The sequence below is a fragment of the Allorhizobium sp. DMC15 genome (assembly GCF_056314065.1).
This window is the reverse complement of sequence record NZ_JBQUZB010000001.1, coordinates 1,604,758-1,616,699: the sequence shown is the minus strand read 5'-3', so window position 1 is coordinate 1,616,699 and position 11,942 is coordinate 1,604,758. Positions and strand designations below refer to the sequence as shown.

At 61.7% G+C, this 11,942-nt stretch carries 10 protein-coding genes and 3 tRNA genes; 2 read left to right on the top strand and 11 right to left on the bottom strand.

Annotated features, from left to right (window positions below; all coding sequences use genetic code 11):
* Together ACT53S_RS07995 and ACT53S_RS07990 are read right to left on the bottom strand one after the other, a co-directional pair.
* A tRNA-Asp gene (locus tag ACT53S_RS07995) sits at positions 1–74 on the bottom strand.
* A 63-nt stretch (positions 75–137) separates the two neighbouring features.
* Positions 138–214: transfer RNA gene (locus tag ACT53S_RS07990), tRNA-Asp, on the bottom strand.
* A gap of 339 nt (positions 215–553) precedes the next feature.
* Here ACT53S_RS07990 and ACT53S_RS07985 point away from each other — a divergent pair.
* Positions 554–629 (top strand) — tRNA-Val (locus tag ACT53S_RS07985).
* Between the two features lie 35 nt (positions 630–664).
* Here the strand turns inward: ACT53S_RS07985 and ACT53S_RS07980 are convergent.
* From ACT53S_RS07980 to ACT53S_RS07940, 9 genes are all read right to left on the bottom strand, one after another.
* A complete protein-coding gene (locus ACT53S_RS07980; protein WP_476066538.1) occupies positions 665–1,381 on the bottom strand; it encodes an NYN domain-containing protein in 717 nt (238 codons plus the stop codon).
* A 105-nt stretch (positions 1,382–1,486) separates the two neighbouring features.
* A complete protein-coding gene (locus tag ACT53S_RS07975) occupies positions 1,487–3,388 on the bottom strand; it encodes a CASTOR/POLLUX-related putative ion channel (protein WP_113378172.1) in 1,902 nt (633 codons plus the stop codon).
* Positions 3,389–3,625: 237 nt separating this feature from the next.
* Positions 3,626–4,528 carry a dihydrodipicolinate synthase family protein gene (locus tag ACT53S_RS07970; protein WP_476066537.1) on the bottom strand — a complete coding sequence of 301 codons (903 nt, stop codon included), beginning with the start codon at positions 4,526–4,528 and terminating at the stop codon, positions 3,626–3,628.
* A 122-nt stretch (positions 4,529–4,650) separates the two neighbouring features.
* Positions 4,651–5,793, bottom strand: coding sequence for a M24 family metallopeptidase (locus tag ACT53S_RS07965; RefSeq protein WP_476066536.1), 1,143 nt, complete (start codon positions 5,791–5,793; stop codon positions 4,651–4,653).
* 76 nt (positions 5,794–5,869) lie between these two features.
* Complete coding sequence (locus ACT53S_RS07960) at positions 5,870–6,589, bottom strand: GntR family transcriptional regulator (protein ID WP_476066535.1); 720 nt, start codon at positions 6,587–6,589, stop codon at positions 5,870–5,872.
* Between the two features lie 127 nt (positions 6,590–6,716).
* Complete coding sequence (locus tag ACT53S_RS07955; RefSeq protein ID WP_476066534.1) at positions 6,717–7,730, bottom strand: NAD-dependent epimerase/dehydratase family protein; 1,014 nt, start codon at positions 7,728–7,730, stop codon at positions 6,717–6,719.
* A 1-nt stretch (position 7,731) separates the two neighbouring features.
* Positions 7,732–9,048 carry a UDP-glucose dehydrogenase family protein gene (locus tag ACT53S_RS07950; RefSeq protein ID WP_113378167.1) on the bottom strand — a complete coding sequence of 439 codons (1,317 nt, stop codon included), beginning with the start codon at positions 9,046–9,048 and terminating at the stop codon, positions 7,732–7,734.
* Between the two features lie 216 nt (positions 9,049–9,264).
* On the bottom strand, positions 9,265–10,590 hold the full coding sequence (locus tag ACT53S_RS07945; protein ID WP_476066533.1) for an MFS transporter: 1,326 nt from the start codon (positions 10,588–10,590) through the stop codon (positions 9,265–9,267).
* A 32-nt stretch (positions 10,591–10,622) separates the two neighbouring features.
* A complete protein-coding gene (locus tag ACT53S_RS07940; RefSeq protein ID WP_113378165.1) occupies positions 10,623–10,787 on the bottom strand; it encodes a DUF2256 domain-containing protein in 165 nt (54 codons plus the stop codon).
* Positions 10,788–10,926: 139 nt separating this feature from the next.
* Between ACT53S_RS07940 and ACT53S_RS07935 the strand changes: the two genes are divergently transcribed.
* Positions 10,927–11,913: an aldo/keto reductase gene (locus ACT53S_RS07935; protein ID WP_476066532.1), complete on the top strand. Its 987-nt coding sequence runs from the start codon at positions 10,927–10,929 to the stop codon at positions 11,911–11,913.
* Positions 11,914–11,942 lie beyond the last annotated feature (29 nt).

Here is an 11,942-nt window from a genome sequence, read left to right as displayed (position 1 = left end):
CGCGAGTGACGGGGCTCGAACCCGCGACCTCCGGCGTGACAGGCCGGCACTCTAACCGACTGAGCTACACCCGCGCATTGCCGTGGGAATAACCCACGCGAACCGCTCTAGACGGTTCAGACCTTTTGTCTCTGGAATGGCGCGAGTGACGGGGCTCGAACCCGCGACCTCCGGCGTGACAGGCCGGCACTCTAACCGACTGAGCTACACCCGCGCATTTCCAAAAAGGGGATCAAGTCGACCCCGGCGACTGGGCTTGCCCTGTCGTTGAGCGGCTCTCTACGGGGTTCATCTGGAGGTGTCAAGCAGGTTTCAAGACAAAACCATGACCGGCCGAATTTTATCCGCAGCCCCCTACCCGGCCCACCCGGAGGCCTTTGCGTCGCGACACCAGGCCGCAGGCGGTTTTGCGGGATTCTTGAACGTTTTCCACACCTCCACTGCGGGACCTTCGCAAAAAAAGAAAAAATTCCGAGAAAAAACGCTTGCGGAAATTTCGCGATCCGCATAGATCACGGCCACCGACGCGGCGGACATGATCCGGTCAGCGGACGGGCGATTAGCTCAGTTGGTAGAGCGCCTCGTTTACACCGAGGATGTCGGGAGTTCGAGTCTCTCATCGCCCACCATTTCTTCCTTAATTCTTCTCGACTGATGCAGCTGGTTATTTGCGTGTTCTGATGCGCATGCCTTTTCCGTCGTTTGTCTGCACGTCGAACGCACCGGTCTTTTTCACCAGATCACTCAGCTTCGACGAACCGTAGGCACGGGAATCGAAGTCTGAATTGAGCTTCGATAGCTGGGCTCCCAGGACAGACAGGGCCACCCAGCCATCATCGCTGTCAATATCGGCCAGAACCCGCTTGATGATCGGAATAGCCGCACTGTGGGGACTTCCCGGGAGAACTGGCTTAGGAGCGGCCTCGGCAGCGGATTCGGTGGCAAGAAGTTCGGTGTAGACGAACCGGCTGCAGGCCTGGCGGAAGCTCTCGGGCGTCTTCTGTTCCCCGAATCCGTAGACATCGGCCCCCTGCTCACGAATCCGCGAGGCTAGTCTGGTGAAGTCGCTGTCGGAAGACACAAGGCAGAAGCCGTCGAATCGGTTGCTCTGCAATAAATCCATGGCATCTATCACAAGCGCGATGTCAGAGGCATTTTTGCCGGGCGTATAGGCAAACTGCTGCTGCGGGAGGATAGCATACCGGGTGAGCGTCTCGGTCCAGGCCTTGAGGCCAGGAGCGGAGAAGTCCCCGTAGATTCGGCGGACACTCGCCTCGCCGAGGCGGGCAATCTCCGCAAAGAGACTGCCCGCAATCTTGCTCGAGGTGTTTTCGGCGTCGATCAACACCGCCAGTCGATCAGTTTTGTCCCTGGATGCCATTTTTGCCTTCCCCTCAAGGAGGCCCGGTCAATCCAGCGCCTCGTCGACTGGTTGCATCACAACCAATCGACACGCGTATTGCAAGGAGACTCGGTTAGTCTGGCCTTAATCCTGCGCCAGCACGATCACCATATCCTTCTCGGTATAAGCCAGCAGCTCCGACCGGTTCGGATTGACGATCACGCCGCCGAGATTGCGTTCGTCGGCGTCCCCAGCGCGCTGGCGGCGGTGGCCGATGGCGATTTCGCCGCGACGGAGTGCCGCGAGCGCCACGGTGAAGAAGTTCACGGGCTTCGAGATATCCACATAGTCGCTCATCGGACGCATGTAGATTTCCGAGCCCTCGACATCGAGCAGTTCGTCGAAGATCGCGGCCATGAACTCGTTTTCAGAGGCCTGGGCGAGCATCAAGCTGACCAGCTTGTTGCTGACGACGAAATCATCGGCCCTGGTGACCTCGGCGAGTTCGCGGTTTCTGACATCGGTCATCTCGCTCACCACGTTGATGTGGAGGCCGGCACTCTCGGCGATCTTGCGCAGGTGGAGCAGCGTGATCAGCGTGCGCGTGTCGGCCGACTGCATGGCCATGTGGTCGCTGTAGCCGAGCACCAGCACGTGGTCGTAGGTGGGGATGTCGAGCGCTTCGAGTGCAGCCTTGCTGCTGGTGTCGATGACGTGGTGCTGGATGGCCATGTTTCCGTTGGGCATGACGAGACCGGCGACATCGGCTTCGAATTCCGGCGTGTTGGCGGCGATCGTCAGGACGGAACCCGGTGCAACATAACGACCGAGTTCGGTCGCGATGATCGGGCCACGACGGTTCCAGCCGAGAATCAAGGTGCGCTCGGGCTGGGTCTCGCGGCGAATCGGGGCCTTGACAGCGGCCTGAGCGATTTGCGGCGCGCCGGACCAGACCTGGATCGAGGCATCGTCTTCCGCGATGATGACCAGGCGCTCGCCAGGGCCGATGATACGATTCGGCGACGGGTTGAGGTGGATCTGGCCCTCGACGTCGCAGACGCCGATCAGGGTGCTGTTTTCATAAGACATGACCGCGGTGCCGAAGGGCTTACCCTCAAGCTGCGGCTGGGCGAGCGTGTAGATCTCGCAGCCATCGAAGTCGAGCAGTTCGGTGTATACGGCCGAGAGGCCCGACTGGCGACTGGTATGCACGACGATTCGCGAGATCAGGTCATCGGCCAGCACGAGTTGCAGTTCCTTGCCGCCGACAATGCGGGCAACTTCGACATTCTGCGCGTCGCGGATCTCGGCCGCGATCATGTAGGGCTCCGCACGGCGCTCCGGATCGTTGACGAGCGCCAGCACCGACTTGATGACCTGAGAGTCCGGGTCGTCACCTTCCGGCGACAGGACGATGATCGAACGCGATGTGTGCGGATTGACGATGGAGAGATCGAAGAGATCGGTCGGATCGCCGCTGCGGCAGATGATCTTGGTGTTCTTGAGGTCGCCGATCTTGTCCGCGATCTCCTCCTCCATCTCGACCTTGTCCTTGTTCGCCATGATGACGATGCGCGGGCGGCGGCGGCTCTGGTTGGCGATGACGAGTTCCGAGATCACGTCGAAGATCGAGGACGACCAGTTGAGGATGATGGTGTGGTCGCTTTCGAGCACCCGAGAACGGCCCTTGCGCAGTTCGTCCAGCTTGTTTTCAAGGCCGGAGCTGATGACACCGATCAAGGCGGAGAAGACGAAGATACCGGCCAAGGTCACGACGAGCGCCACGAGACGGAAGCCCCAGCCCTGGTCGCCGCCCATCGTGCCGGCATCGAAGGTGCGCATGAGCGATTCCCAGGTGCCTTCGATGAAGCTCACAGGCTCGCCACCTTCCGGCGCAATGCCCGTGATGGCGAGGAAGGCACCGGCCAGGCTGATCACGACCAGGGAGATCAAGGCCAGCCATCCGATCAGGGCGATCGCGCCGCCCGCCATGCTCTTGTCGAACTCGTAGCGCAGCCGCGCCCGCCAGGTGTTGCTCGTCTTCATGAATGTGCCTTCGAAAGTGGGACAGAATTTGGGGGAACAATGATCCTCGAATGGCAACGCTTCCGTTAATAATCAACGGGTTTGCGGGAAGCGCGCCTGACTTACCCCTGAAAAAGTCGCAGAAATCTGCCGTTCCGCCTTGCTCCCTTTCCTGTCGGGCTCCGCCATCGGGCCCGAACACGAAAACGGCCCGCGTCCGGGAGGACGCGGGCCGGAGGGCAATAATCGTTTTGGAGCTTACTTGCCGCCGATCGGGCGGGTCGCTGCGGCCTTCTCTACCATGGCGGTGACTTCCGCGCGGCGGGCGCCTTCGAGCGGCATGCGCGGCATGCGAACACGCTCGGAGCCACGGCCCATGATCTGTTCGGCAAGCTTGATCGACTGCACGAGATCGTGCTCGGCATCGAGATGCAACAACGGCATGAACCAGCGATAGATGCGGCGGGCTTCCATCCAGTCGCCACGGTCCGCAGCGGCGACGAGCGCCACCGATTCGGCCGGGAAGGCACTGGTGAGGCCGGAGACCCAGCCCTTGGCGCCGAGCATCAGGCCTTCGAGAGCCACGTCGTCGAGACCGGCGAAGATGTCGTAACGCTCACCAAAGGCATTGATCAGATCGGTGAAGCGGCGCGGATCCGGCGCGCTTTCCTTGACCGCCTTGATGTTCTTCACGCCGTCCAAGGCTTCCAGCACTTCCGCGCCGATGTTCACGCGATAGGCCGGCGGGTTGTTGTAAAGCATGATCGGCAGGCCGGTCGCCTCGGCCACGGTCTTGAAATGGGCGACCAGTTCGTGCGGCTTCGGCACATAAACCATAGCCGGCAGGAGCATCAGGCCGTCCGCACCGATCTTTTCGGCATCACGGGCGTAGGCGCTCGCACGGCGGGTATCGAATTCGGAAACGCCCGTGACGATCGGCACGCGCCCGTTCACGACCTCGACGGCGGCTTTCAGGATGGTGCGCTTTTCTTCCGGATCGAGCGAGTTGTTCTCGCCGCAGGTGCCCATGACGATCAGGCCGTTGACGCCATCATTGACGAGGGCGTCGAGCACGCGCTGCGTCGCATCGATATCGACGGAAAAATCTTCATGGAACTGAGTCGTTGCAGCGGGGAATACGCCATGCCAGCCGGTGGTCATTGGAAAGCTCCTCTTGAGTGGTGGGTTTTAAATATACAAATTGTCGACAGAGCGCAAGGGCGCATCTTTTCCGCCCCTTACAGCGGGGCGCGCGGGCGGATACCTCGTCTTTCAGTGCCGGATCAGGCGAAGGGCTCCGACGGTGCCCGTGCCGGGACGGTGAACCACTGGGGTCCCTCCTCCGTCATGTGGATGTGGTCTTCCAGGCGGATCCCATAGCGTCCCGGAAAAACGATCATCGGCTCGTTGGAGAAACACATGCCGGGTTTCAGTTGGGTTTGATTGCCCCGCACGATATAGGGTTCTTCATGGATCTGCAGCCCCAGACCGTGGCCTGCGCGGTGCGGAAGGCCTGGCAGACGATAGTCCGGTCCCAGTCCATGACGCTCGATTTCGGTGCGGGCCGCGGCATCCAGACTGCCGCAAGTTGCCCCCAGACGCGCCGCATCGAATACCGCCTCCTGCGCCTGCCGCTCGATTGCCCAATGTCGCGCGAAATCCGGGCTGGGCTCATCAAGCACATAGGTGCGGGTCAGATCCGCATGATAGCCGTCAATGCGGCAGCCGGTGTCAACGAGGATCACGTCACCGGGCGCATAGTGCTGTTCGCCGTCGGCGCCGTGCGGCAGCGAAGTGGCGGTGCCGAAGGAGACGATGCAAAAGCTTGATCCGCCTGAAGCGCCCAAGGCACGGTGTTCGGCATCGATTAGGCGCACGACCTCCGAAGCGGCAATGCCGGAACGGATATAGGCATGAGCGCGGCGGTGGACTTCGAGCGTCAGGTCCATCGCATACTGGATCAGCGCGATCTCGGACTGGGATTTGCAGAGGCGAAGATCGCGCAAGAGCCGGGTTCCGTCCACCAGTCTCTTCGTCCCGAGCGCGCGGGCGAGCGCATGATAGACGAAGAGCGGCAGTTCGTCGTCCAATGCGAGTTTCGCACTATGGGGCAGAAGCGAGGCGACAAGGTCGGCACTGGCTTCGTCCTCCTGCCAGACGGCAATCTCGCCTTCCAGGCGGGGCAAGGTCTCGACGCGGCTCTGCTCGAAGCCCGGAACGACGTAGACCAGGCGGTCATGCAGGATCACGGCGCCGACGAGGCGCTCGCTCTGATGCCAGACGAGGCCGGTGAAATAGCGCAGGCTTTCGGTAGACCCGAGGAGAACGCCATCGACCCCGGCCTCAGCCATTGATCGGCGAAGGGCAGCAAGGCGTTCGTGGCGCTCTTCCGTGGTGATAAGCGGCGGGCGTGGTCTGATGGTCATTTTTAGTCCTCACATGGGAAAGGAGGCGCCGGCCTTCGACGGTGGCGGATTAAAACGATGTGAAAAGGAACGGCGCTCAGAGTCCGGTGATGGTCTTCGCCTTGCCCAGATCGCGGGCGACATAATCCTGGATCTGACGGACGATCTGTTCGCCATGGGCGATGGCCAGCCGGTCGGCCGCCTCGACATCGCCGGCGCGGATGGCCGCGATCATCGCCTCGTGCTCCTCGACGTAACGCCGCGGCAAGCGGTCATCGAAGGTGGAGTAGTAGAGCCTGAGGATGCGACGGCCTTCGTCGAGCAGGCGAGCGAAGAAAGCCGTATAGTAGGCATTGCCCGCACGCTCGGCGATAGCGACATGGAATTCCCTGTTTGCCTCGATCATGGCGATGGCGTCCTGCGCATCCACGGCGGCCGCAAATTCCCGCTGACGGTCCGTGATAACCTGCATCCAGGCATCCCCCTGTCTCTGCGCCGCGCCCCGCGTGGTGACGCGGTACATCAGGCAAAGGGCCTCGAAATAGGTCGGCAGACTGGAGAAATCGATGGTCGCGACGATCGTATTGCGATTGGGCAGCGTCGTGGCGAGACCATCGGCGGTGAGACGAAGCAAAGCTTCCCGGATCGGCGTTCTTGACATGCCGAAACGCTCCGACAGACGCGTCTCGTCGAGGGGGCTGCCGGGGGCACGCTCCATCGCAAGAATCTCGCCGCGCAGAGCCTGATACACGCTTTCCGTGCCGGAGCCGCGTGTTCGTGGTGCTTCGCCCTGCCCGCCGTCGTTCGAACCGCTCATATTGCTCCCCGCATGCCTATGCGATTGCGCGGATGCGTGCGCAATCTGCATGCAAGACAACGGGGAACTGCGGGGAAGTCAAGGCAGCGGCATGCGCGTCATGCCGCAGCTCCCCGAAAACAAACGGTTATTGCAGCTCGCTGCGCGCTTCGAGGTACCACTCGACAAAGGCCCTTACGCCTTCTTCAAGCCGGGTGCCGGGGGTATAGCCGGTCAGGGCCTGCAGGAGTGCAGGGCTCGCATAGGTTCGCGGGACATCGCCTTGCTGCATTGGCAGCATGTGGCGCTTGGCCGGGCGACCCACGGTCTTCTCGACGATGTCGACGAAATCGAGCAGGTTTTCCGGTTGGCCGCCGCCGATGTTGACGACGCGGAACGGCGCCTGTCGCGACAGGGTCTCGACGCGCTCGTCGGCCACGCGGTTGGCCTCGTCGGGGGCCACATGGGAGAGGCGTATGATGGCTTCGACCAGGTCCTCGACATAGGTGAAGTCGCGGCTCATCTGGCCTTCGCCATAGATCTCGATCGGCTGATCGTTCAGCATTCGGTCAACGAACTTGAACAGCGCCATGTCCGGCCGGCCCCAGGGGCCATAAACGGTGAAGAACCGGAACGCGGTGGTCGGCGTCTTGTGGAGATGCGCGTGGCTATGGGCGATCAGTTCCATCGACTTCTTGGTCGCCGCATAGATGGTCAAGGGCTCATCCGTGCGGTCGGTCTCGTGGAACGGAACGGTCGGGCTTGCGCCGTAAATCGAAGAGGTCGAGGCGAGCATCAGGTGCTTCACCTTGTGGCGCTCGGCGAGATCGATGATGTTCCACGAGCCCTGGACGTTGGAACTCAGATAGGATTGCGGGTTCTCGATGCTGTAGCGGACACCGGCCTGGGCGGCGAGATGCACGATGATCTCGGGGTTGGCCTTGGCGACAGCCTCCTCCAGAGCGGCTCGGTCTTCCAGTATGGCGATCACGGGCGTGAAGGCCGGATACTGGGCAAGTGCGGCATGGCGCATATGCTTGAGCTTGACGTTGTAATAGGGCGTTACGCCGTCGAAGCCGACGACGTCATGTCCTTCCGCCAGAAGGCGTCGGGCCAGATGAAAGCCAATGAAGCCGGCCGTGCCGGTAATAAAATAGCGCATGTCAGGCCTTCGCCTTCCTTTTGCCGATCGGGAAATGGGCAAAGCCATATTTCCCCATTTCCTCCGGCTTATAGATGTTGCGCAGGTCAACGATGACCGGAACCTTCATCTCCGTCTTCAGGCGGCGGAAGTCGAGCGCACGAAATTCATCCCATTCCGTCACCACGACGATGGCCTCGGCCCCAGCGGCAATATCGTACGGGTTTTTTCCATAGACCACCGGGCCGAGCATCGACTTCGCGGCATCCATGCCTTCCGGGTCGAAGACGTGTACGTCGGCACCGCCGTCGAGCAGAGCCTGGACGATGGTGATGGAGGGCGCGTCGCGCATGTCGTCGGTGTTCGGCTTGAAGGTCAGTCCCAGCACCGCGATCTTCTTGCCGCGCACCGAGCCGCCGCAGGCAGCGATAACCTTGCGGCCCATGGCGCGCTTGCGATTGTCGTTGATGGCGACTGTCGTCTCGATCAGCCGCAGGGGGCTGTCGAAATCCTGGGCGGTCTTGACCAGCGCCAGCGTATCCTTCGGGAAGCAGGAGCCACCATAACCCGGACCGGCATGCAGGAACTTGTCGCCGATGCGCTTATCCATGCCGATGCCCTTGGCGACTTTCTGGACGTCCGCACCGATCTGTTCGCAGAGGTCGGCGATCTCGTTGATGAAGGTGATCTTCATCGCGAGGAAGGCGTTGGCGGCGTATTTGATCAGCTCGGAGGTGCGGCGTTCGCAGAAGTAGAGCGGCGCTTCGTTGAGATAGAGCGGTCGATAGACTTCACGCATGATGTCGATGGCGCGCTCGTCTTCCGAGCCGATGACGATGCGATCAGGCCGCTTGAAGTCGGAAATGGCTGCCCCCTCGCGGAGGAATTCCGGGTTGGAGACGACCTTGATGTCCTTGTCCGGGAATTCTTCGCGGAAGATGCGCTCGATCTCGTCGCCGGTGCCGACGGGGACGGTGGACTTGGTCACCACGACGGTGAAGCCGGTCACGGCGGCCGCGATCTCGCGGGCGGCGGCATAGACGTAAGACAGGTCCGCATGGCCGTCGCCACGACGCGACGGGGTCCCGACCGCGATAAAGACGACATCGGCATCGGCAACGGGGCCCGCGAGGTCGAGGGAGAAGCTCAGGCGACCGGCTTCGCGGTTATGGGCGATGATGGCATCCAGCCCCGGCTCGAAAATCGGCACCTCGCCGCGCTCCAGAGCGTCGATCTTGTCCTGCGATTTGTCCACGCAAATCACTTGGTGACCGAAGTCCGCCAGGCAGGCACCCGAAACGAGGCCAACATAGCCCGAGCCAATCATCACAATGCGCATTCAACACCTATTATTCTGACATCACGCTTCACGCCGCCGCGCCCAGACTCCTTCATGGAACACGGGATGCGACACGAAGATGACGAACTGCAGGGCGGACGCGCCGTTCGCCAGCTGCCGAGATCAAACTCGCGTGGGCAGAGAGGAGCACACGCCACAGCAGAGGGAACTAACCCCGCCGGTGGCTCCAGTCAAAGAAAATGCGTACACTTGGGGTTACGGCGCAGTAGACAGTCGGCTGCGCAACCGCTGGTGCTCGACCTCGTCGAGGGAAAAGTTCCACATGATCGCGATTGCGGCGATCTTTGGCAGAATTGGCAGAAACGCGTACAGCATGCCGAGCATCGACAGCGCGGCCGGCGTCTGCGCAACCTCCCTTCCTGCAACAAAGCCAGCGAAGTCCAGCAACGGAAAGACAATCCCGGCCGACAGGGCAACTGCGAACTTGGTGATGAAGCTCCAGGCGGCGAAATAGAGGCCGGAACGCTGCTCGCCGGATGCCACAGTGTCGTTGTCGACAACGTCTGCCTGGATGGCGGGGGGAAGCGTGAGATCAAAGCCAAGCAGCAGGCCGGTCGCGACACAGACTGCGGCAAAGGGGACGACATCCCCCTCCCCCAGAAAGCCCGCGACCGAGAAGATGCAACAGGCCGCCAGCATGGCCAGGCACCAGGCGCGATGCTTGCCCAGGAGTTTGGCAATCGCCACCGACAGGGGCACGCCGGCAATGGCACACAGAAAATAGGTGAATAGAAGGGGACCCTGCTGTTCGGGTGCGCCCAGTCGCTGGCCGACGAAATAGATGAAGAGCGAGGCCGGCACGGCATTGGCAAAGCTGTTGAGCAGAAAGGCGGAGGCAAGCCTCAGAAACGGACCATTCGCCCTCAAATGCTGAAACCCTTCGCGCAACGACAGTTTACGCCGGGAGAGATCGGCCGGCTCCGGGACACGCGCTACCGCCAGAAGACCGGCGAATGGCAGCGTGACCGCAATGAAGACGGCTATCCAGGCGAGGCCATGGAAGCCCTCGGCCGTATCGACACCACCGACAAATGGCAGGGTGATCGCGATCAAAGAACCGATCAGGGTGGCGCCTTCGCGCCAGGCCGAAAGCTTGACCCGTGCCTGATAGCCGGTGGCCAGTTCCGCCCCCCAGGCCGTGTAGGGAAGAAGCGACCATGTCGCTCCAATCGAGAGTGTGACGCCCCAAAATGCAAGGTAGGCGACACCGGCATCCTGCGGCGGCCAGAAAAGCATGAAGGCGGCGAGCGCCGTCAACGGCGTGGACATGACGAAGAAGAAGCGACGGCGACCGAAGCGCGAGCGGACTCGGTCGGAGAGCCAGCCAAACAGGGGGTCGGTGACCGCGTCGATCAGGCGGATGCCCAGCAACAACGTGCCGATGGTTGCCAGCGACAAGGCGAAATGATCGGCATAGAAGGTCGGCACCACGATGTAGAAAGGCAGCGCGATGGCCGCGAGCGGGATCGCCGGAAGGGCATAGAACGCAAAGCGAGACGACGGCGGGGCCTGATCTGTCATGGGGTATCCGTCACTGAATTGTCTGAAAATGTCTACGGCTTGCCGTCACTTCCGGTTTTGCCCGTCTTTCGACAGCGCTCGGAGCAATAGATCACCTTGTCCCAGTCCCGCTCCCACTTCTTGCGCCAGGCAAAGGGTCTACGGCAGATCGGGCACGTCTTCTGTGGCAGGTCGCCCTTGCGGATCATTTTGGGCATGGGGTCTCACGGGTCATGTCAAGTTCCACTTCGCAGCCGCGAGGACAATGGATCACTTGGCGACAATCATGCGGTTGAAGCTTGCCACCCCCTGCCCCACTTGCTAGCTCCACAGCACAATCACGGGAGACACATCAGCATGAGAGAACATTCCTTCGGCCGCACGGAATTCACCGTCAGCGACATCGGCTTCGGTGCCTGGCAGATCGGCGGGGCCTGGGGCGAGGTATCGGAGGCCGATGGCCGGGCTGCGCTGAATGCAGCACTCGACGCCGGCATGACCTTCATCGACACGGCCGATGTCTATGGTGACGGACGCTCGGAAAAGATCATCGCCGACGTGTTGAAGGCGCGTGGCGGGGAGCGCCCGATGGTCGCCTCCAAGGCCGGGCGCCGGCTCAACCCGCATGTGGCGGATGGCTATACGAAGGCGAATATCGAAGCCTTCATCGATCGCTCGCTGAAGAACCTCGAGATCGACAGCCTCGACCTCGTGCAGCTGCACTGCCCGCCGACCGAGATCTATTACCGCCCTGAAATGTTCGAGGGGCTGGAAGAGATCCGCAAGGCCGGCAAGATCAAGCATTACGGCGTTTCTGTCGAAAAGGTCGAGGAAGCGCTGAAGGCGATCGAATATCCGGGTGTGGTCTCAGTCCAGATCATCTTCAACATGTTCCGCCAGCGCGCGGCTGGGCTCTTCTTCCAGGAAGCCAAGCGCCGCAACGTGGCGGTCATTGCGCGTGTCCCGCTGGCAAGCGGCCTGCTCTCTGGCAAGATCACGGCGAACACCCAGTTTGCGGCGGAAGATCACCGCAACTTCAACCGCAACGGCGAAGCCTTCGACGTGGGTGAAACCTTTGCCGGCGTACCGTTCGAAACCGGACTCGCAGCCGTCGAGGAAGTGCGCAAGCTCGTTCCGGCGGGTGCTTCCATGGCGCAGTTCGCACTCCGCTGGATCCTGATGCACGAGGCCGTCACCGTCGTGATCCCCGGCGCCCGCAACGGCGAGCAGGCCAAGGCCAATGCTGCGGCGTCCGATCTTCCGGCAATTTCGGCGGATGTGATGGCGGCAGCCAAGGACACTTATGACCGGCTGATCGCACCTCACGTCCACCATCGCTGGTAAGACATCGCAGCTTCCAAAAGGAAGAGGCC